Source organism: Ramlibacter sp. MMS24-I3-19, from assembly GCF_050320135.1.
Taxonomy (GTDB): Bacteria; Pseudomonadota; Gammaproteobacteria; order Burkholderiales; family Burkholderiaceae_C; genus Ramlibacter.
Genome location: NZ_CP190017.1, coordinates 1,259,722 through 1,277,500 on the forward strand (window position 1 = coordinate 1,259,722; position 17,779 = coordinate 1,277,500).

Annotated in this window: 12 protein-coding genes, 2 tRNA genes, 2 rRNA genes and 1 pseudogene (1 of these 17 cut by a window edge); 8 read left to right on the top strand and 9 right to left on the bottom strand. The window is 65.6% G+C overall.

The features are described 5' to 3' along the window. Window positions 1-98 precede the first annotated feature (98 nt). Window positions 99-590: a histone H1-like repetitive region-containing protein gene (locus ACPWT1_RS06205; RefSeq protein ID WP_427914518.1), complete on the top strand. Its 492-nt coding sequence runs from the start codon at window positions 99-101 to the stop codon at window positions 588-590. Window positions 591-604: 14 nt separating this feature from the next. Here the strand turns inward: ACPWT1_RS06205 and ACPWT1_RS06210 are convergent, their stop codons facing one another. From ACPWT1_RS06210 to ACPWT1_RS06230, 5 genes are all read right to left on the bottom strand, one after another. Continuing rightward, entirely contained in the window at window positions 605-916 is a 312-nt protein-coding gene (locus ACPWT1_RS06210; protein WP_427914519.1) for a hypothetical protein, read from the bottom strand. Window positions 917-1,054: 138 nt separating this feature from the next. Beyond that, on the bottom strand, window positions 1,055-1,744 hold the full coding sequence (locus ACPWT1_RS06215) for a VOC family protein (RefSeq protein ID WP_427914520.1): 690 nt from the start codon (window positions 1,742-1,744) through the stop codon (window positions 1,055-1,057). Continuing rightward, complete coding sequence (locus tag ACPWT1_RS06220) at window positions 1,741-2,598, bottom strand: PhzF family phenazine biosynthesis protein (protein ID WP_427914521.1); 858 nt, start codon at window positions 2,596-2,598, stop codon at window positions 1,741-1,743. The genes ACPWT1_RS06215 and ACPWT1_RS06220 overlap by 4 nt, the downstream gene beginning before the upstream one ends. Before the next feature lie 12 nt (window positions 2,599-2,610). After that, window positions 2,611-3,231 (bottom strand): glutathione S-transferase family protein, encoded by a 621-nt coding sequence (locus ACPWT1_RS06225; RefSeq protein WP_427914522.1) that lies wholly within the window; start codon window positions 3,229-3,231, stop codon window positions 2,611-2,613. Next, on the bottom strand, window positions 3,228-4,433 hold the full coding sequence (locus tag ACPWT1_RS06230) for a PLP-dependent aminotransferase family protein (RefSeq protein ID WP_427914523.1): 1,206 nt from the start codon (window positions 4,431-4,433) through the stop codon (window positions 3,228-3,230). The genes ACPWT1_RS06225 and ACPWT1_RS06230 overlap by 4 nt, the downstream gene beginning before the upstream one ends. Window positions 4,434-4,592: 159 nt before the next feature. Here ACPWT1_RS06230 and ACPWT1_RS06235 point away from each other — a divergent pair, with 159 nt between their 5' ends. Further along, window positions 4,593-6,035: a PLP-dependent aminotransferase family protein gene (locus tag ACPWT1_RS06235; protein ID WP_427914524.1), complete on the top strand. Its 1,443-nt coding sequence runs from the start codon at window positions 4,593-4,595 to the stop codon at window positions 6,033-6,035. 18 nt (window positions 6,036-6,053) lie between these two features. On the opposite strand, the gene ACPWT1_RS06240 is transcribed toward ACPWT1_RS06235, so the two are convergent. Both ACPWT1_RS06240 and ACPWT1_RS06245 read right to left on the bottom strand, forming a co-directional pair. After that, window positions 6,054-7,820: a phospholipase D family protein gene (locus ACPWT1_RS06240; RefSeq protein ID WP_427914525.1), complete on the bottom strand. Its 1,767-nt coding sequence runs from the start codon at window positions 7,818-7,820 to the stop codon at window positions 6,054-6,056. Window positions 7,821-7,903: 83 nt separating this feature from the next. Continuing rightward, the gene (locus ACPWT1_RS06245; protein WP_427914526.1) at window positions 7,904-9,775 is read right to left on the bottom strand and encodes an ATP-binding cassette domain-containing protein; all 1,872 of its coding nucleotides are present in this window, start codon (window positions 9,773-9,775) and stop codon (window positions 7,904-7,906) included. Between the two features lie 74 nt (window positions 9,776-9,849). On the opposite strand from ACPWT1_RS06245, the gene ACPWT1_RS06250 reads away from it, so the two are divergent. Further along, window positions 9,850-10,305, top strand: a complete 456-nt coding sequence (locus tag ACPWT1_RS06250; RefSeq protein WP_427914527.1) for a (2Fe-2S)-binding protein — start codon at window positions 9,850-9,852, stop codon at window positions 10,303-10,305. Continuing rightward, window positions 10,302-12,577, top strand: a pseudogene (locus ACPWT1_RS06255) (molybdopterin cofactor-binding domain-containing protein). Before ACPWT1_RS06250 ends, ACPWT1_RS06255 begins: the two are co-directional and overlap by 4 nt. A 236-nt stretch (window positions 12,578-12,813) precedes the next feature. Here ACPWT1_RS06255 and ACPWT1_RS06260 read toward each other — a convergent pair. Next, entirely contained in the window at window positions 12,814-12,996 is a 183-nt protein-coding gene (locus ACPWT1_RS06260; protein WP_427914528.1) for a hypothetical protein, read from the bottom strand. Between the two features lie 162 nt (window positions 12,997-13,158). On the opposite strand from ACPWT1_RS06260, the gene ACPWT1_RS06265 reads away from it, so the two are divergent. From ACPWT1_RS06265 to ACPWT1_RS06275, 3 genes are all read left to right on the top strand, one after another. Then, window positions 13,159-14,689, top strand: a 16S ribosomal RNA gene (locus ACPWT1_RS06265). Between the two features lie 105 nt (window positions 14,690-14,794). Further along, a tRNA-Ile gene (locus ACPWT1_RS06270) sits at window positions 14,795-14,871 on the top strand. A gap of 16 nt (window positions 14,872-14,887) precedes the next feature. Further along, window positions 14,888-14,963, top strand: a tRNA-Ala gene (locus tag ACPWT1_RS06275). On the opposite strand, the gene ACPWT1_RS06280 is transcribed toward ACPWT1_RS06275, so the two are convergent. Then, on the bottom strand, window positions 14,951-15,097 hold the full coding sequence (locus tag ACPWT1_RS06280) for a hypothetical protein (RefSeq protein WP_427914529.1): 147 nt from the start codon (window positions 15,095-15,097) through the stop codon (window positions 14,951-14,953). The two genes, ACPWT1_RS06275 and ACPWT1_RS06280, sit on opposite strands and share 13 nt — an antisense overlap. 151 nt (window positions 15,098-15,248) lie before the next feature. Here ACPWT1_RS06280 and ACPWT1_RS06285 point away from each other — a divergent pair. Beyond that, a 23S ribosomal RNA gene (locus tag ACPWT1_RS06285) occupies window positions 15,249-17,779 on the top strand; it runs 347 nt beyond the window's last position. The 16S and 23S rRNA genes sit together here with 2 tRNA genes alongside, the layout of an rRNA operon.

Here is a 17,779-nt window from a genome sequence, read left to right on the forward strand (position 1 = left end):
GACAGCATTCGCTGACGCGATCGGACGGCTCCCGCTGGCACGCAGGGGATCGCGGCTCAGGTTGTGATCGGGGTCCTTTCAACAAGGAGAAAGCGCCCATGGCCCGCTACGGCAAGAAGTCGCACGACAAGGTCCACGAGGCCATGCACGAGATGAAGCATGGCGAGCTGCGCAGCAGCACGGGGCAGAAGGTCACCAACCCCAAGCAGGCCATCGCGATCGGCCTGTCGGAGGCCCGCAGCGAGGGCGGCAAGGTGCCGGCCAAGAAGAGCACGGGACGCAAGACGGCGGCGAAGAAGACCACCGCGCGCAAGACCACAGCGAAGAAGGCGCCGGCGAAGAAGACCTCGACGGCGCGCAAGTCGACGACAGCGAAGAAGTCCACCGCGCGCAAGACGCCAGCAAAGAAGACGACCGCGAAGAAGACGACCGCGAAGAAGACCACGGCCAGGAAGACGCCGGCGAAGAAGACCGCGGCCAAGTCGACGGCAAGGAAGACGACCGCGCGCAAGTCGACGACCGCCCGCAAGTCCACGGGTCGCAAGACGACCGCGAAGAAGAGCAGCGCCCGCAAGAGCGCGTCGAAGTAGGCGCGAGCGCGCCGCTAGAGACGCTGTGCGAGCGGCGTCGGCTCCAGCGCCATCGCTGCGTCGCCTGCGGTGGCCACGTCCACCGTCCGGTTGCGCAGGTGGTTCTGCGCCATGAGCTCGGCGCTGGCCAGGGCCGCTTCGGGCGTGTCGAACAGGCCGCCGCCACACAGGTGGGCGCAGCAACCGGGTTGCTCGCACAGCGTCGCCAGCCAGAAACTGCGGGGGCGCTGGCAGCAAACCTTGGCGAACCCGAGGTAGCGCCCGCCGATCTCGCTGGCGGAACTGGCGACGAAGTGGCCGTCGAACGGCCCGGTGACACGGTCCATGGAGTGCTCCTGGCGCCCGGCAGCTGGCGCGGACCGCCACTCTAGGAGGGGCGCACCGACAGTGGTGTAGGACCGTGCTGACGCTGTGTCAGGCGGTCGGGCGGAGCCCATCGGCCCGAGGTCCGCGCCGGTTTGCGATCAGATGCCGCCCGATGCGAGGCGGACCGTGCCGCGCGGCGTGAGCAAGGTGGCACACAGGGCCGTAGCCCCTTCGGCGACGTCGATCCGTTGCAGCCCGATCGCGTCCAGCGCGCGCCGCAACGCGTCGGCACGTGGATGGCGGACCGTCACGCGATGCAGGCTCACGCCGCTGTCCGGCATGCCGGACGCCGGATGCGTTTCGCCCCATGCGATCAGCGTCGGCAGGCAACCGTCGAACAGCCGCTGCCCGTCGTCGCGCACCGTGATCTGCCACTGCAGCAGCCCGCGCGGCGTCATGCGCGAGGCGGACAGGATGCGCCCGCGATCGATGTGCTGCGCGGCGAGCGCATCGACGGCCGCCTGCAGGTCGGGCACCTGCACCACCCAGTGCAGCAGCCGCGGACCATCGTCGCGCAGCAGCTGCCGCACGCGTGCGTCGTCGAGGTCGAACCAGCGCTGGCGTCCCTCGGGCGCCACCGGCACCGCCGGGTCGGCCGCGATGATCTCGAAGTAGGCGCGCGGGTGGTCGACGGTCGCGATGCGCAGCAGACGGTTGTGCGTGCCCATGAGCGGATGCTGGCCGCCAGGCCCCGGCACGACACCGAGCGTGGCCTCGCACCACGCCTCGCCCTGCGCGAGCGTGTCCGCGGCGACCACGAGGTGGTCGATGCGCGCGGTGGGTGTCACAGCTGCACCTGGCCCTCGATGCAGGTGACGCTGGCGCCACCGATCCAGATGTCGGCGCCCTCGCGCTGCACGTGGACGCGACCGGCGCGGCCGAGCGCCGTGCCTTGCGCTGCCACGTAGCGATCGGGCGCGAGCGCGGCGCCGATCAGCCATTGCGCGAGCGCGGCGTTGAGGCTCCCGGTGACGGGGTCTTCGATCATGCCGGCGTTGCCAGGCAGGAACGCCCGCACCTCGAACGCGCAGTCGTCGTTGCGGGAGCCGACCACGCCGACCTTGCCCCGCGGCCCGACGACACCGACGTCGAGCCCGGCCAGCACCGAGGCGTCGGGACGCAGGGCGAGCACCTGCGCAGCGTCGCGCAGCATCACTCCGCGCCAGTTGGGGCCGTTGTCGCACCAGGCGTGCGCCACGATGTCGCTGCGTTCCACGCCGAGGCCGCGGGCAATGAGGTCGACATCGGCGTCGTCCAGCGGCCCGCTCTTGCGCAGCGGCGGCGCGGCGAACGCGAGGCGATCACCGTCGCGCCGGATCTTCACCAGACCGACGCCGCACTCCTGCACGATGTGCTCGCCCTTCGGCCTGCCGCCCGCGCGCAACCACGCGTGGCAGCTGCCGAGCGTCGGGTGCCCGGCGAACGGCAGCTCGCGCCCGGGGCAGAAGATCCGCAGCTTGTAGTCGGCGCCGGGATGCTCCGGCGGCAGCACGAAGGTCGCTTCGGACAGGTTGGTCCAGTTGGTGAAGGACTGCATCTGCTCGGTGGCCAGCCCGCGTCCGTCGAGAACCACTGCGACGGGATTGCCGAGATAGGGCACGGCCGTGAACACATCGACTTGCTGGAATGGACGTGGGGACATGGGATCTCCGGATCAGGACAGGGGCAGGTCGAGCACGCCGCGTGCGGCGGGCAGCGCGATCATGCGCGCGTACCACGCCTCGAGATGGGGCCGCGAGCGGTGCTGCAGCGGCAGGCCGCGCCAGCGGTGCATCTCGCACGCGATCGGGATGTCGGCGACGGTGAGCGCCTGCCCCGAGAGATAAGGCTGCTTCGCGAGCTGCACGTCCAGCATGTCCCACAGCGGCTCGGTGGCCGCGACCGACGCGTCGATGGCGGCCTGGCGGCGCTGTTCGGCCGGGGTGCGCACCAGCTGGATGAACGCTTCGCGGCCGGCGCCGTTGAGCGTGGTCTGCTGCCAGTCCATCCAGCGTTCGGCATCGAAGCGCTGCCGCAGGTCCGCCGGATAGAGACCACCGTCGGCATCGCGGGCGGCCAGGTAGCGCACGATGACGTTCGACTCCCACAGCGTGTAGCCGTCGTCGTCGAGCAGCGGCACCAGCGCGTTCGGGTTGCGGGCCAGGTAGTCCGGCGTGCGCACGACGCCGAAGGTGCCGCCCGCCTCGCGGCGCTCGAACGGGATGCCGAGCAGCTGCAAGGTGAACACCACCTTGCGCACGTTGATGGAGGACAGCCGTCCCCACAGCACCATCACGGCCGTCTCGCCTCGCGGATCACCGCGGCGAGCGCGACGATGCCGGCATCGATCTGCGGCACGGTCGCGGTGACGAACGACAGCCGCAGCGTGCGCAGCGCGTCCGCATCCGGTGCATCGCCGGCATAGAACGCCGCGCCGGGGACGAACGCCACGCCGCGGTCCACCGCCTTGGGCAGCAGGTCGAGCGCGCTCAGGCCGCGCGGCAGGCGCGCCCACAGGAACATGCCGCCATCGGGCTTGTTCCATTCGACGCCCAGGCCGGCCATCTCGCGCTGCAGCGCGGCCAGCATCGCGTCGCGCTGCGAGCGGTACAGCGCGCGGATGCGCGGCACGTGGCGATCGAGGAAGTCGCCCTGCAGCACGGCATGCGCCATGCGCTGGTTGAAGCTGGGGCTGTGCAGGTCGGCCGCCTGCTTGGCCTGCAGCAGCTTGGGATAGAGCGCCGGCGGTGCCACCAGGAACCCCAGGCGCAGGCCCGGCGCGAGCACCTTGGAAAACGAGCCGAGATAGATGCAGCCTTGCGGATTGCGCGCGGTCAGCGGTGCGGGCGGCGGCTGGTCGAACCAGAGATCGCCATACGGGTTGTCCTCGACGATGGGAACGCCCGCACGCTGCGCGGCCTGCGACAGTTCGTCGCGCCGGGCCGCCGACATCGTGCGGCCCGTGGGATTCTGGAAGTTCGGCAGCAGGTAGAGGAAGCGCGCACCGCTTGCCTTGGCTTCGAGGTCGCTCGCCAGCACGCCGTGCTCGTCGTTCGCGACCGGCACGACCTCCGGCTCCATCGGCGCGAAGGCCTGCAGCGCGCCGAGATACGTGGGTGTCTCCACCAGCACGCGGGAGCCGGGATCGAGCAGCACCTTGGCCACGAGGTCCAGTCCCTGCTGCGACCCGGTGGTGACGAGCACCTGTGCCGGGTCGACCGGCCAAGGCAGCATCGCCGCGATGCGCTCGCGCAGCGGGCCGAAGCCTTCGCTCGCCGCGTACTGCAGCGCCGCCGCGCCGTCGTCGTGCAGCACCTGCGCGCTGGCAGCGGCGAACTCCGCGACCGGGAACGTGGTGGGCGAGGGAAGCCCGCCGGCGAAGCTGGTGATGCCGGGCCGCTCGGTGACCTTGAGGATCTCGCGGATGACGGAGGGATTCATCCGGGCGGCGCGGCGCGCCAGCACCCAGGGCGTGGACGGGAGATCGTTCGGTTTCATGCGGAGTCCTCGAAGTCGCGTGGCCGGCATGGTTGCCCGCGGATTGCGTCGCCACGGCCGCCACTGTAAGCTCGCCGATCAGTACACCACCAGTACAGTTGACCGGTTCAGGCCAGCGTCTGTATTGGTCGGTTTGGCAATACAGCGCAGGAGCCCGCGATGTTGATGAAGGCCGCTTCCCAGTCGCTCACCGAGCAGCTTTCGGGCCGCTTCGCGCAGCGGATCCGCGACCGCCTGCTCGCGCCCGGCGCGCGGCTGCCGTCGGTGCGCCAGTGCGCGCAGCAGCAGGGCGTGAGTCCCGCCACCGTGGTGGCTGCCTACGACCAGCTGCTGGCGCAGGGGCTGGTCGAGGCGCGCAAGAACCGCGGCTTCTTCGTGCGCGAGCTGGCGTCGCGGGATCCGGTGGCGGCCGACGGTGCGCCCGTGCAGCTGAATGCGGCCTGGGCCACCGCCACCGGCTTCACCACGTCGCGCGCCCACAAGCCGATCGACGCGACGGCCCTGATCCGCGGCATGTTCCACAAGGTGAGCAACAAGCCGCAGCCGGGCATGGGCGTGTTCCCGCCCGAGTGGCTGGAGTCGACCTTCATGCCCGCGGCCGTGCGCAAGGTGACCGGCACGCGCTCGCTGCACGAGTTCTCGCTGCAGTACGGCGAGCCGATGGGTGACAGCGTGCTGCGGCGTGCGCTGTCCAAGAAGCTGGCCACGCTGAACGTGCACGCCGGCCCGGAAAACATCATCACCACCGTCGGCGCGACGCACGCGCTGGACATCATCAGCCGCAGCCTGCTGCGCCCGGGCGATCCGGTGATGGTGGAGGAGCCAGGGTGGGCCGTGGAGTTCGCGCGCCTCACCGCGCTGGGGATGCGGCTGCTGCCGGTGCCGCGCCGGCCGGACGGGCCCGACCTGGAGGTGATGGCGCGCTACTGCGAGGTGCACAAGCCCAAGCTGTACGTGAGCGTCAGCGTGCTGCACAACCCGACCGGCTACAGCCTCACGCCGGGCAGCGCGCACCGGATGCTGCAGCTGGCCAACCAGCACGACTTCGTGATCGTCGAGGACGACACCTACAGCCACATCGCGCCGGAGCACGCGACGCGCCTCTGCGCGCTCGATGGCCTGCAGCGCACCATCCACGTCAGCGGCTTCGCCAAGATCCTGGCGCCCAACTGGCGCGTGGGATTCCTCGCGGCGCATCCGAGCCTGATCGAGCAATTGCTCGACACCAAACTGCTGGCCACGCTGACGACGCCGGCGCTGCTGGAGCGGGCACTCGCCCTGTGCATCGAGCAGGGCCAGCTGCGGCGCCACGCCGAGCGCATCCGCACGCGGCTCGATGCGGCGCGCAGCCGCAGCGTGAAGCTGGCACTGGCGGCAGGCTGCACATTCGCGGCCGAGCCTGCGGGGCTGTTCGGCTGGGTGGACACGGGCGTGGACACCGATGCCCTGGCGCAGCGGATGCTGGACGAGGGCTACCTGCTCGCGCCCGGTGCGCTGTTCCATGCCGAGCGCAAGCCCAGCACGCTGATGCGCATCAACTTCGCGACGACGCAGGACGCGACGTTCTGGCGGACCTACGCCGCGATGGTCCGGAAGATGTAGCGCCTGGCCCGGGCGCGGTCAGAGCATCTGTTCCGGCGCGATGGGTGCCAGCACGTCGACCAGCAGCTTGAGCTTCCAGTCGGCCTCGGGTTCGCTGGTGGCATCAGGGAAGGAGGCGCCTTGCGGTGCGAGCCAGTGCAGGTGGCCATCGCGCAACTCGACCCGGTACGAGCTGTGTGCGAAGGCGTTCTCGATCAGCTTCGCCGCCTGCCCGGCGAGCGCCGGGCTGCGGATCAGCAAGGCCACCTCGCTGTTTTTCTGCTGCGAACGCAGGTCCAGGTTCATCGAGCCGATCACCGCGAGCCGCCGGTCGATGATCACCGCCTTGGAATGCAGGCTGGCGCGCGAGGTGCCGCTCTTCGATCCGCCGGGGCCGGAGCCGCTGCCCAACCGCGCGGCGCCGCGGTCGTCCTTGCCTGCCGGCGGCGCATACGTCTGCAGGCCGGCAGTGGCCGGATCGGACCGCATCTCGTGCAGTTCGACACCGAGCTTCAGGAGGTCTTCTCGATAGCGCTTGTAGCCCGCGTGCGCGGCGGGCGCGTCGTTCGATGCGAGCGAATTCGTCAGCACGCGCACGGCGACGCCACGGCCGCGAAGCTCGGCGAACAGCCGCATCATCTCGGCGCCCGGCACGAAGTAGGGCGAGATGATCAGCACCTCCTGCCGGGCCTGCGACACCAACTGCAGCAGGCCGTCGACGACCGTCTCGCCCGCCTGGACCTCGTCGTCGCCGGGCGCGACTTTGCCGGGCTTGTCGGCGAGCAGCGCGGCCGGGGCCCACGTCAGCGGGGCTTGCTGGAGGTCGAGCGGGCGGCCCTGGGCCGGCGAGGGTGTCGGGCTCGCATTGGGCAACACCGTCGGGCCGGGCTGCGTGCGCACGGTGGGTTGCGATGGCGAGGGCGCCGCCGCCTGCGGCTGCTGCTGCTGCTGCGCAGTGACCTTCTTCATGCCCGGCTTCGCGGGCGGCGTGGCTTCACCGTGCTCCTTGGACGGCTCCTTCTTCTCCAGGCGATCCAGGTCCCGCTTGTCCAGCAGCGTGTGCACGGGATAGGCCAGGTCGTTGTTCCAGTAGCGGTCGAAGCTGGACGACATCTGCTTGACGACGGCGCCGGCGGCGAGGACGTCCAGGTCCACGAATGCACTCTCGCCATCGCCGCCGAAGTACGCATCGCCGAGGTTGCGGCCGCCCGCGATGCCCCAGGCGTTGTCCGCGATGAACAGCTTGTTGTGCATGCGCTTCTGGATGTGGTCGGCCTGGTGCAGCGACCCGAGGATCTTGCCCACGAGGGAGCCGCGCGAACCGGGAAGCGGGTTGAACAGCCGCATCTCCACGCCCTTGACGAACGCGAGGCGCAGCACCTGCGCGTCCTCGCCGGCGGTGTTGAAGTCGTCGAGCAGGATGCGCACGCGGACGCCCCGCTGGGCCGCGGCGCGCAGGTGCTCGAGCAGGATCTCGGTGCTGCTGTCCGCGTGGATCGCGTAGTACTGCAGGTCCAGCGTGCGCTGCGCCGCGTCGATCAGCGCGACCCGGCCGCCGAACGCAAGGTCGACGCTGGACAGCAGCATGAATCCGGAGTCACTGCGTGCGGAGCCGCGTCGCGCGACGACCAGCTTGCCGAGCGCGGTGTCCTCCGGCGTCTCCAGCGCATGCGAGGGCGTGCGCGGTACGTTGTCCGGCACGCTCGCGCAGCCGACCGTGGAGGTGCACAGCAGCAGGATGGCCACCCAGCGCATGGCGTGGGCACGAAGCAGGGCGAACGGGGACGGTGCACGGAAGACCAGCATGGCTGGGCCACTGTAGATCGCGGGCGCTGCCCTTGGGGCTGCCGGCAGGTCAGCCGTGGCCGCAAGTTCAGGCGGGCGCTGCCTTACAGGGCGCCGAGTGCTTCCCAGCGCTCCAGGGCGGTCATGAGCTCCTCCTCGATGGCAGCGCTGCGGGCCGCGAGCTGGGCTGCGCGACCCGGGTCGGTGGCGTACAGGGTGCCGTCACCCAGCTCGGCGTTCAGCTGCGCCTGTTCCTGTTCGAGGCCGTCGATCAGGCCGGGCAGCGCTTCGAGCTCGCGCTGCTCCTTGTAGCTCAGCTTGCGCCGTGCGGCTTGCGCTGCCGGTGCTGCCGCAGTTGCGAGCGCGGGCTTGGCAGGTGCCGGACTGGCCGCAGGCGCGGCTGCCAGGGCGAGCGACCTCTGCGATTGCGTGAGCCAGTCCTGCACGCCGCCTTCGTATTCGCGCCATCGCCCGTCGCCCTCGAAGGCGATCGTGCTGGTGACCACGTTGTCCAGGAACGTGCGGTCGTGGCTGACGAGGAACACGGTGCCGTCGTAGGACTGCAGCAGGTCCTCGAGCAGTTCGAGCGTGTCGATGTCGAGGTCGTTGGTGGGTTCGTCGAGCACCAGCACGTTGGCCGGCCGCGCGAACAGGCGCGCGAGCAGGAGCCGGTTGCGCTCGCCGCCGGACAGCGAGCGCACGGGCGAGGCCGAGCGGGCCGGCGAGAACAGGAAGTCGCCCAGGTAGCTCTTGACGTGCTTGCGCTGGCGGCCGATCTCGATCCACTCGCTGCCGGGGCTGATGAAGTCCTCCAGCGTGGCGTCGAGGTCGAGGGCGTCGCGCATCTGGTCGAAGTACGCGACCTGCAGGTTGGCGCCCTGCCGCACCTTGCCGCTGTCGGCGGCGAGCTCCCCGAGGATCAGCTTCAGCAGCGTGGTCTTGCCCGCGCCGTTGGGGCCGATCAGGCCGACCTTGTCGCCGCGCAGGAGGGTGGCACTGAAATCACGCACGATCACGCGATCGCCGAACGACTTCGACACATGCGCCAGCTCGGCGACGATCTTGCCGCTGGGCGCACCCGAGGCGACGTCCATCTGCACGCGGCCGAGCGCTTCGCGGCGCTGCTGGCGCTGCTGGCGCAGGTGTTCCAGCCGCGTGATGCGGCCCTGGGCCCGGGTGCGTCGCGCCTCGACGCCCTTGCGGATCCACACTTCCTCCTGGGCCAGCAGCTTGTCGGCCTTGGCGTTGACGACCGCTTCCTGCGCGAGCTGCTCGTCCTTGAGCACCAGGTAGCGGCTGAAGTTGCCCGGGTACGAGCGCAGGTGGCCGCGATCGAGTTCGACGATGCGGGTGGCCACGCGATCGAGGAAGGCGCGGTCGTGGGTGATGGTCACCACGCTGCCCTTGAAGTCGACCAGCAGGCCTTCCAGCCAGGCGATCGCTTCCAGGTCCAGGTGGTTGGTCGGCTCGTCGAGCAGCAGGACGTCGGGCCGCGTCACGAGGGCCTGCGCCAGGGCGACGCGCTTGCGCGTGCCGCCGGACAGGGTGCCCACGCGCGCCTGCGGATCGAGGTGCAGGCGGTGCAGCGTTTCGTCCAGCCGCTGCTGCCACGACCAGCCGTCCTGCGCCTCGATGCGGCCTTGCAGCGAATCGAGGTCACCTTCGTTGCGCGTGTACTGGTCGATCAGCGCGAGGACGCCGGCCAGGCCTTCGCGCACGGCCTCGGCCACCGTCGCCTCGGGCGCCAGCGTCGGCTCCTGCGCGACATAGGCGATCTTCAGTCCCTGCTGCAGTTGCAAGGTGCCGTCGTCCACGCGTTCCATGCCGGCGAGGATCTTCAGGAGCGAGGACTTGCCGGCGCCATTGCGGCCGATCAGGCCCACGCGCTCGCCGGTTTCGAGCGCGAACTCGGCGTGGTCGAGGAGGGGAACGTGCCCGAACGCGAGCTGGGCATTGAGGAGGGTGAGGAGCGCCATCGAGCCGCGGATTATCCGGACGCGGGCGGCAGGGCTGGCTCAGGTGCTCGATATAGTGCGTGCGAGGAGGCGCTGTGCAACTACAAGTCAATGGCCAGCCGATGGAGGTCGACGCCGATCCGGCCATGCCCCTGCTGTGGGTCCTGCGCGACCTGCTGCACCTGACGGGCACGAAGTACGGTTGCGGGGTCGCCGCGTGCGGGGCGTGCACGGTGCGCCTGGACGGGCAAGCGGTGCGATCGTGCGTCACGCCGGTGTCCGCGGCCGCCGGCAGGCGGGTGGCCACCATCGAAGGCCTGGGGACCGGCAGCAAGCCGCACCCGCTGCAGGCCGCGTGGATCGCCGAACAGGTTCCGCAATGCGGCTATTGCCAGAGCGGCATGCTCATGGCGGCGGCGGCGCTGCTGGATCGCAAGCCGAGGCCCACCGACGCCGACATCGACGAGGCGATCACGAACATCTGCCGCTGCGGCACCTACCAGCGCGTGCGCGCCGCGATCAAGCGCGCCTCTGCAGGAGGCAACGCGTGAGGCGCAGGACCTTGCTGCTGGCCGGCACGGCCGGCGCGGGCGCCCTGGTTGTCGGATGGCTGGCGCTGCCGCAGCGGTCGCGACTTGGGTCGCCGGGGCTGATGCTGCCCGCCGAAGGCGAGGTGGCGCTCAACGGCTGGCTCAAGGTGGGCGTGGACGGCGAGATCGTGCTCGCGATGCCGCGAAGCGAGATGGGGCAGGGCGTGTACACCGCGCTGCCGATGCTGGCGGCTGAGGAACTGGACGTGCCGCTGTCACGCATCCGCATCGAGCGCGCCGGCACCGATGCGATCTACGGCAACGTGGCGATGCTCACGGCGGGCCTGCCGTTCCGCCCCCTGGATGACGAACGCGAGGACGGCTTCGGGCGCGCCAAGGCGGCGCGCTGGGTGGTTGGCAAGGCGGCGCGGGAGCTCGGCATCAACGCCACCGGCGGATCCACCAGCGTGGTCGATGCGTGGGAGGTCGTGCGCATGGCGGCGGCGACCGCACGCGCCTCGCTGCTGGGAGCGGCCGCGCTGCAGTGGCGGCTGCCCGTCGATGAACTGACCGTGAGCGACGGGGTCGTGTCGCACCCATCGGGACAGAGCGCTGCGTATGCGGCGCTGGCGCGCTATGCAGCTGCGACGCCGCCCGGGTCCGTGCAGCTCAAGCCGCGGGAGCAGTGGCGGCTGCTGGGGCGTCCCGCCCCACGTCTGGACGTGCCATCGAAAGTCGACGGGAGCGCCCGCTTCGGCATCGACATGCGGCCGGAGGGATTGAAGTTCGCGGCGCTGCGCCTCTGCCCGATGCTGGGCGGCTCGCCGGGACGCATCGACGCGACCGCAGCCATGGCCCTGCCGGGCGTGGAGCGGCTGGTGCGCCTGCCGGCGTATGCCGGGTCGACGGCGGGCTTCGCGGTGATCGCCCGGACGTCCTGGCACGCGATGCAGGCCGTCGCCGCAGTGGACGTCGAGTGGCAACAGCGGCCGGCCGGCGCGCTGGACTCGCAGCAGATCGCCGAGGGCCTGAAGCGCGCCGTGCAGGAAGAGGGCGGTCACGTGTTCCATGACCACGGCGATGTGGCCCTCGCCGAGTCCGGTGCTGCGCATCGTGTGGAGGCCTGGTACGCCGCGCCTTACCTGGCGCACGCGACGCTGGAGCCCATGAATTGCACCGCGCGCGTCGCCGAGGGGCGGGTGGAAGTCTGGGCCCCGACGCAGGTGCCGTTGATGGCTCGCGACGTCGCGGCGCGCGTGGCGGGCGTCTCGCCGTCGCAGGTCACCGTGCATGTGCCGCTGCTGGGCGGTGGGTTTGGTCGGCGGCTCGAGGTCGACTACGTGGCCCAGGCCGTGCGAATTGCCATGGACGCCGGCGGCGCGCCGGTGCAACTGCTGTGGCCGCGCGAGGAAGACACGACGCATGACTTCTACCGGCCGATGCAGGTGGCGATGCTTCGCGCCACCTTCGATGCCGCTGGCCAATGGCAGAGCCTGCGCGTGAAGACCGCCGGGGACGCGATCACGCCGCGGTGGTTCGAGCGCGCGATGCCGTCGCTGTCGGGCCCGGTCGACCTGCCGGACAAGACCACGGTGGAGGGCATCTTCGATCTGCCTTACGGCGTCGCGAACCAGCGGATGGAGCATGTCGCGACGCGCAGCCACGTGCCGGTCGGCTACTGGCGGTCGGTGGGCCATTCCCACAATGCGTTCTTCGCCGAGTCGTTCGTCGACGAGCTTGCAGCGCATGCAAAGCTGGATCCGGTGGAATTCCGGCGGCGCTGGCTGAAGGGCGCGCCGCGTTATCTCGCCGTGCTGGAGCTGGCGGCCCAACGCGCTGGCTGGGGATCGCCGCTGGCCGAAGGGCGCGCCCGCGGGGTCGCCCTCCATGAGTCGTTCGGCAGCGTGGTCGCCCAGGTCGTCGAGCTGTCCCTTGAGCAGGGGCGGCCACGCGTCCACCGCGTCGTCTGCGCCATCGACTGCGGCACGGTGATCAACCCTGGCATCGTGGCCCAGCAGATGGAGGGTGCGATCGTCTTCGGGCTCACTGCGGCTTTGCACGGCCGCATCGATATCCATGAAGGGCGCGTGCAGCAGAGGAACTTCCCGGACTACCCGATGCTGCGGTCGCCTCTGCCCCGAAGGTGGAGACATGGATCGTCGCCAGCGAGCGTCCTCCGGGCGGCGTTGGTGAGCCTGGGGTGCCGCCGGTCGCGCCTGCGTTGGCAAATGCGCTGTTTGCGTTGACTGGACAACGTATCCGCACTCTTCCGCTCGCCGGGCTGGATTCGTAAGAGAGTGCATCACCGGCGGGCGCATGCCCCGGGCCTGCTATAGTCGCTGGCTCTGTTGATGAGCGCTGCGCAAGCGGTGACGTCAGCGGCTCAGAAGAAGAGCGCAACCCGACGGGTTGACCGGCATGCAGGTTTCGGCCTACAATAGCGGGCTCTGCTGATCGCGATTGAGCTTGGGTCCGACAAGGGCGCTGGCGAGACGTGGCGGCGGTTCTTCGGGTGACGTTGAGAGATGTTCACCCGGCTGCTTCAGTTCTTGTTTTCGCTTCGGCAACAGTCGAGGCGGCGAGAAAAAAGTAAGCGGCAGCGGTTGACGGATCGCTCAAAACTCTGTCATAATCGAAGGCTTCGCTGATCGCAGCGGGCAAGCAAAGCAAGGCGGAAACGCTGAGTGGAGCGCCGAGGTTCGTTAACAACATGCAGCCGATAAGCGTGGGCGTTTGATGGCGACTGCCAAGTTCTTCGGAACTGGGTCCGCAAGGACCTACAAACGCTCATAGATAGACAAGATAGCTTCAGAGATGAAGCGACCTTGTCGATTCCAAATGAGTGGCCTCGAAAGAGGCAAACAAATCAAGATCGAACTGTAGAGTTTGATCCTGGCTCAGATTGAACGCTGGCGGAATGCTTTACACATGCAAGTCGAACGGCAGCACGGGGGCAACCCTGGTGGCGAGTGGCGAACGGGTGAGTAATACATCGGAACGTGCCCAGTCGTGGGGGATAACTACGCGAAAGCGTAGCTAATACCGCATACGATCTACGGATGAAAGCGGGGGATCGCAAGACCTCGCGCGATTGGAGCGGCCGATGGCAGATTAGGTAGTTGGTGAGGTAAAGGCTCACCAAGCCTGCGATCTGTAGCTGGTCTGAGAGGACGACCAGCCACACTGGGACTGAGACACGGCCCAGACTCCTACGGGAGGCAGCAGTGGGGAATTTTGGACAATGGGCGCAAGCCTGATCCAGCCATTCCGCGTGCAGGATGAAGGCCCTCGGGTTGTAAACTGCTTTTGTACGGAACGAAACGCGCTGAGTTAATACCTCGGCGTAATGACGGTACCGTAAGAATAAGCACCGGCTAACTACGTGCCAGCAGCCGCGGTAATACGTAGGGTGCAAGCGTTAATCGGAATTACTGGGCGTAAAGCGTGCGCAGGCGGTGATGTAAGACAGGTGTGAAATCCCCGGGCTTAACCTGGGAACTGCATTTGTGACTGCATCGCTGGAGTGCGGCAGAGGGGGATGGAATTCCGCGTGTAGCAGTGAAATGCGTAGATATGCGGAGGAACACCGATGGCGAAGGCAATCCCCTGGGCCTGCACTGACGCTCATGCACGAAAGCGTGGGGAGCAAACAGGATTAGATACCCTGGTAGTCCACGCCCTAAACGATGTCAACTGGTTGTTGGTCCTTCACTGGATCAGTAACGAAGCTAACGCGTGAAGTTGACCGCCTGGGGAGTACGGCCGCAAGGTTGAAACTCAAAGGAATTGACGGGGACCCGCACAAGCGGTGGATGATGTGGTTTAATTCGATGCAACGCGAAAAACCTTACCCACCTTTGACATGTACGGAATTCCGCAGAGATGTGGAAGTGCTCGAAAGAGAACCGTAACACAGGTGCTGCATGGCTGTCGTCAGCTCGTGTCGTGAGATGTTGGGTTAAGTCCCGCAACGAGCGCAACCCTTGTCATTAGTTGCTACGAAAGGGCACTCTAATGAGACTGCCGGTGACAAACCGGAGGAAGGTGGGGATGACGTCAAGTCCTCATGGCCCTTATAGGTGGGGCTACACACGTCATACAATGGCCGGTACAAAGGGCTGCCAACCCGCGAGGGGGAGCCAATCCCATAAAACCGGTCGTAGTCCGGATCGCAGTCTGCAACTCGACTGCGTGAAGTCGGAATCGCTAGTAATCGTGGATCAGAATGTCACGGTGAATACGTTCCCGGGTCTTGTACACACCGCCCGTCACACCATGGGAGCGGGTTCTGCCAGAAGTAGTTAGCCTAACCGCAAGGAGGGCGATTACCACGGCAGGGTTCGTGACTGGGGTGAAGTCGTAACAAGGTAGCCGTATCGGAAGGTGCGGCTGGATCACCTCCTTTCTGGAAAACAGCAGTTCAAATTGAACGCCCACACTTATCGGTTGTTGGAAGGTTGTCGCCAACGGCCAGGCTGCAATTGCAGTCTGAGTTGCTAGCGACCGGCTTGGGTCTGTAGCTCAGTTGGTTAGAGCACCGTCTTGATAAGGCGGGGGTCGTTGGTTCGAGACCAACCAGACCCACCATCCCGTCAGCAAACCTGGGGGATTAGCTCAGCTGGGAGAGCACCTGCTTTGCAAGCAGGGGGTCGTCGGTTCGATCCCGTCATCCTCCACCAATTACTTTGATCAACACCAAAGCGGCTTCGCAAGAGGCTTCTTTGTTGTTGGCGCCAGGATTGCCTGGCACCAATCGGCTGTTCTTTAACAATTCATAGAGTCGAATCAGCGTTGACAGCGGAAACCGCTTCATGGCGGACCGTGCCGTTGTCAACAATTTTTGATTGCGTCAAATGAACTTCACTTCGAAGCAATTCGAATGAAGACGGCATAACGCGCGAGGTGAAAGACCTCGCAATTCCTTGATGAACTACGAATCCTCGTGAGAGGGGTCAAAGTTATAGGGTCAAGTGAATAAGAGCATGTGGTGGATGCCTTGGCGATTACAGGCGACGAAGGACGTGATAGCCTGCGATAAGCTTCGGGGAGCTGGCAAATAAGCTTTGATCCGGAGATTTCCGAATGGGGAAACCCACCCTTAGGGGTATCGCATGATGAATACATAGTCATGCGAGGCGAACCGGGTGAACTGAAACATCTCAGTAGCTCGAGGAAAAGACATCAACCGAGATTCCGAAAGTAGTGGCGAGCGAAATCGGAAGAGCCTGCTAGTGATAGCACGACTGTTAACGGAACGGCTTGGAAAGGCCGGCCATAGCGGGTGATAGCCCCGTACGTGAAAACAGACGTGTGGTACTGAGCTAGCGACAAGTAGGGCGGGACACGTGAAATCCTGTCTGAAGATGGGGGGACCATCCTCCAAGGCTAAATACTCGTAATCGACCGATAGTGAACTAGTACCGTGAGGGAAAGGCGAAAAGAACCCCGGGAGGGGAGTGAAATAGATCCTGAAACCGCATGCTTACAAAAAGTCGGAGCCTGCAAGGGTGACGGCGTACCTTTTGTATAATGGGTCAGCGACTTACATTCAGTGGCAAGCTTAACCGAATAGGGAAGGCGCAGGGAAACCGAGTCCGAATAGGGCGTCCAGTCGCTGGGTGTAGACCCGAAACCAAGTGATCTATCCATGACCAGGATGAAGGTGCCGTAACAGGTACTGGAGGTCCGAACCGACTAGTGTTGCAAAACTAGCGGATGAGCTGTGGATAGGGGTGAAAGGCTAAACAAACTTGGAAATAGCTGGTTCTCTCCGAAAACTATTTAGGTAGTGCCTCAAGTATTACCTTCGGGGGTAGAGCACTGTTTAGGCTAGGGGGTCATGGCGACTTACCAAACCTATGCAAACTCCGAATACCGAAGAGTACAGCTTGGGAGACAGAGCACCGGGTGCTAACGTCCGGACTCAAGAGGGAAACAACCCAGACCGCCAGCTAAGGTCCCTAAAATTGGCTAAGTGGGAAACGAAGTGGGAAGGCTAAAACAGTCAGGATGTTGGCTTAGAAGCAGCCATCATTTAAAGAAAGCGTAATAGCTCACTGATCGAGTCGTCCTGCGCGGAAGATGTAACGGGGCTAAGCCAGTTACCGAAGCTGCGGATTTGCACGCAAGTGCAAGTGGTAGGAGAGCGTTCTGTAAGCCTGTGAAGGTGTCTCGAGAGGGATGCTGGAGGTATCAGAAGTGCGAATGCTGACATGAGTAGCGTTAAAGCGGGTGAAAAGCCCGCTCGCCGTAAGCGCAAGGTTTTCTACGCAACGTTCATCGGCGTAGAGTGAGTCGGTCCCTAAGGCGAGGCAGAGATGCGTAGCTGATGGGAAACAGGTCAATATTCCTGTACCGATGTGTAGTGCGATGTGGGGACGGAGAAGGTTAACTCGGCCGGGTGTTGGATGTCCCGGTTCAAGCCTGTAGTCGTGCCTGGTAGGTAAATCCGCCGGGCTTAGATGAGAGGTGATAACGAGGCGGCTTGCCGCCGAAGTGAGTGATACCCTGCTTCCAGGAAAAGCCACTAAGCTTCAGCTACACACGACCGTACCGCAAACCGACACTGGTGCGCGAGATGAGTATTCTAAGGCGCTTGAGAGAACTCGGGAGAAGGAACTCGGCAAATTGACACCGTAACTTCGGAAGAAGGTGTGCCTTTAGTAGGTGAAGTCCCTCGCGGATGGAGCCCAATGAGGTTGCAAAAAATCGGTGGCTGCGACTGTTTAATAAAAACACAGCACTCTGCAAACACGAAAGTGGACGTATAGGGTGTGACGCCTGCCCGGTGCTGGAAGATTAAGTGATGGGGTGCAAGCTCTTGATCGAAGTCCCAGTAAACGGCGGCCGTAACTATAACGGTCCTAAGGTAGCGAAATTCCTTGTCGGGTAAGTTCCGACCTGCACGAATGGCGTAACGATGGCCACACTGTCTCCTCCCGAGACTCAGCGAAGTTGAAATGTTTGTGATGATGCAATCTCCCCGCGGAAAGACGGAAAGACCCCATGAACCTTTACTGTAGCTTTGTATTGGACTTTGAACAGATCTGTGTAGGATAGGTGGGAGGCTTTGAAGTGCGGTCGCTAGATCGCATGGAGCCAACGTTGAAATACCACCCTGGTGTGTTTGAGGTTCTAACCTGAGACCCGTTATCCGGGCTGGGGACAGTGCATGGTAGGCAGTTTGACTGGGGCGGTCTCCTCCCAAAGCGTAACGGAGGAGTTCGAAGGTACGCTAGTTACGGTCGGACATCGTGACGATAGTGCAATGGCATAAGCGTGCTTAACTGCGAGACTGACAAGTCGAGCAGATGCGAAAGCAGGACATAGTGATCCGGTGGTTCTGTATGGAAGGGCCATCGCTCAACGGATAAAAGGTACTCTGGGGATAACAGGCTGATACCGCCCAAGAGTTCATATCGACGGCGGTGTTTGGCACCTCGATGTCGGCTCATCTCATCCTGGGGCTGTAGCCGGTCCCAAGGGTATGGCTGTT

Bases quoted from the DNA above. Each gene is read 5' to 3' on its own strand.
- ACPWT1_RS06205 (WP_427914518.1), top strand. From the start codon at position 99: ATGGCCCGCTACGGCAAGAAGTCGCACGACAAGGTCCACGAGGCCATG.
- ACPWT1_RS06210 (WP_427914519.1), bottom strand. From the start codon at position 916: ATGGACCGTGTCACCGGGCCGTTCGACGGCCACTTCGTCGCCAGTTCC.
- ACPWT1_RS06220 (WP_427914521.1), bottom strand. From the start codon at position 2,598: ATGTCCCCACGTCCATTCCAGCAAGTCGATGTGTTCACGGCCGTGCCC.
- ACPWT1_RS06230 (WP_427914523.1), bottom strand. From the start codon at position 4,433: ATGAAACCGAACGATCTCCCGTCCACGCCCTGGGTGCTGGCGCGCCGC.
- ACPWT1_RS06235 (WP_427914524.1), top strand. From the start codon at position 4,593: ATGTTGATGAAGGCCGCTTCCCAGTCGCTCACCGAGCAGCTTTCGGGC.
- ACPWT1_RS06240 (WP_427914525.1), bottom strand. From the start codon at position 7,820: ATGCTGGTCTTCCGTGCACCGTCCCCGTTCGCCCTGCTTCGTGCCCAC.
- ACPWT1_RS06245 (WP_427914526.1), bottom strand. From the start codon at position 9,775: ATGGCGCTCCTCACCCTCCTCAATGCCCAGCTCGCGTTCGGGCACGTT.
- ACPWT1_RS06260 (WP_427914528.1), bottom strand. From the start codon at position 12,996: ATGTTGTTAACGAACCTCGGCGCTCCACTCAGCGTTTCCGCCTTGCTT.
- ACPWT1_RS06280 (WP_427914529.1), bottom strand. From the start codon at position 15,097: ATGAAGCGGTTTCCGCTGTCAACGCTGATTCGACTCTATGAATTGTTA.